At 58.0% G+C, this 2130-nt stretch carries 2 protein-coding genes and 1 pseudogene; all 3 read right to left on the reverse strand.

Going from position 1 to position 2130, the window contains the following annotated elements; genetic code table 11:
- Nucleotides 1-236, reverse strand: a 236-nt coding sequence (locus CXY80_RS00120; RefSeq protein ID WP_199182187.1) for a DUF488 domain-containing protein, incomplete at its 3' end; no start/stop codon positions are given.
- Nucleotides 237-802: 566 nt separating this feature from the next.
- Nucleotides 803-1297 carry a Dps family protein gene (locus CXY80_RS00125; RefSeq protein WP_104131119.1) on the reverse strand — a complete coding sequence of 165 codons (495 nt, stop codon included), beginning with the start codon at nt 1295-1297 and terminating at the stop codon, nt 803-805.
- Nucleotides 1298-1699: 402 nt separating this feature from the next.
- Nucleotides 1700-2130: pseudogene (locus CXY80_RS19250) on the reverse strand (transcriptional regulator); the annotation flags it as partial.

Here is a 2130-nt window from a genome sequence, read left to right on the forward strand (position 1 = left end):
ACGTGTTCCAGTTCGGCACCGTAGCGTCGAGCGAATTCCTCGAACTTGGCTGGGTCGTGGCTGTACCACTTTCGTAGTGCCGTCGACGGGGCCACGTCCTTGCACCATTCGTCCAGTGCCGCCTTGACCTTCGTCATGCCGCGTGGCCAGATGCGATCCACCAGGACCCGGACTCCGTCCTGCTCCTCAGCCTCGTCATACACGCGTCGAACATGTACGTCCGGTTTCGCAACCATAATGCAACCTCCCCAACAATCGGTCTCAACGTCAAGGTTACGGGCGGCCCAGCTTGTAGGCACCTGATCTGCTCTGAGAACCGCCCTCGAACAGTCGTGGGCCACTGCGCCACTAGCCATCTTTCGTGTAAAGGACGCTTTCTAGCCAACGTTCACCACGGCCGCGCACCGGCTATTCAGCACGCTCGCTCCCGCGTTCTCAAACGGCTTCTACCGAGCACCCTGAGCGCTTCGTTCGGCAGCACCCGCAGCCACCCACATTCCCGATGACGTCCTAGATCAACGAACCCGAGAAGGAAGAAACGAACTCAATGACCGCCTAAAGAAACTGACTCATAAAGGTTGACATCTTCCGAAGGCGATAAAGAACGTCATTATTGCTTTGCGAGCAGCGAGAGCCGGGTTGGAGAATATCCTGAGCACACGAGTTCTCACCACATCTTCCACTCAGAGCAGCCTCCTGGGCGCTGAAGCAGTCGTTTTCGGGGCCTTCGGGAAGAATGACGCACCAAGGATGCTCCGGAAAGTCACTGTCCTCGGCTATGATACGGATCAGCTCGTTGAAATTAAGCCCGCTGAGCTTGGGCTTGGGCTTGGGTCTGCGCCGCCGATTGCGGTTGCCGATTCTCGGCGCTGACCATCCAGGCGTACTGCTCCAACTTTTCAATGAAAAGGTGGAGAATATCGGCGCTGGTGGGATCTTCCTCGTCGACGTCATCGTGCACGACCCGCATGTTCTCCACCGTGAGGTTCAGGCACTCCGTAATGAGGCTGATCGCATCCGTGGTGAGTACCTCGCCGGCGGGAAAGCTCGGCAAGTGCGTGGTCGCGGTGACGGTTTCGATGCGCCCGTCGGGCTGCGCGTTGAGGGCGCGCAAGCGTTCGGCCAATTGATCAGAAAATTCACGCACCTCCCCGACGATTTCATCGAGCTGCAGGTGCAGATCACGAAAGTTCGGTCCAACGATGTTCCAGTGCGCCTGCTTGCCCTGCAAATGCAGCGCAATCAGGTCGACAAGAACGGACTGCAAGTTCGTGCGGAGTGTCTCGGAGACGTGCATGGTGTCCTTTCGTGGTACGAGGATAGAAGATAAAATATGACGTCATTGCGTCAGCTACCAGTGTGGTTGTTAGGGCTTCAACGAACGTCTTGACCTGCTTAAGGCCTCTCTTGATGATATGACCATCAACCCAAAGACCGCACCGAACTGTATTTCCAGACAATGCGACTGATCCCGTTGCGAGGACAGCTCACAAAAGAGAATGTTCACCAAAGCACAATCACGTCGGGACTTCACTTCCGGATACAAAACGACGCCGTGAAATTAGTCGTCCTTACAACCAGGCGGTCACAACCGCTCTTCGGGAGCGAGGTGTTAACGAGACCACTGGAGGCGTTGGGTGATGACGTTCACGACCCACGGATAGACCGGAAAGACCGACGGAGGGACAAAGCCCTCCGCCTACTCGGCAGTCCGGACGATACGCACGCAACAGTATCCGTCTTTTGGCGCGAATTGGACCTTGCGCGCGCGCTCCCCCGCACCCTCCGCGACCCCTTCCAGTAGGGCGAGGTTGGCCGCGCAGATGGTCTCGGTGTGGCCCTTCGCCAGCTGGTGGAATGGGCAGTTGTGAAGAAGCAGTCCGCCATCACCATCATCCACAGGCTCATATCCGGTTGACTGCAGTACCGCATCCAATGAGCCGGCACTCGTGCCCAATGCACGACCGTGTTCTTCGGACACCCGAGCGAGCGACTCCTGGGCGGGCTTCCCGGTGCGATCAGATTGCTCAATGGCAGAGACCAACAGCTCTCCGGCCAGAGCGTAGTGCCGGTCCGGAACGGACACGGCGATTTCGTTGACCGCACGACGGTACAGCTTGGCGGGCCGTC

Source organism: Cryobacterium sp. M91 (assembly GCF_002929615.1).
Lineage (GTDB): Bacteria > Actinomycetota > Actinomycetes > Actinomycetales > Microbacteriaceae > Cryobacterium > Cryobacterium levicorallinum.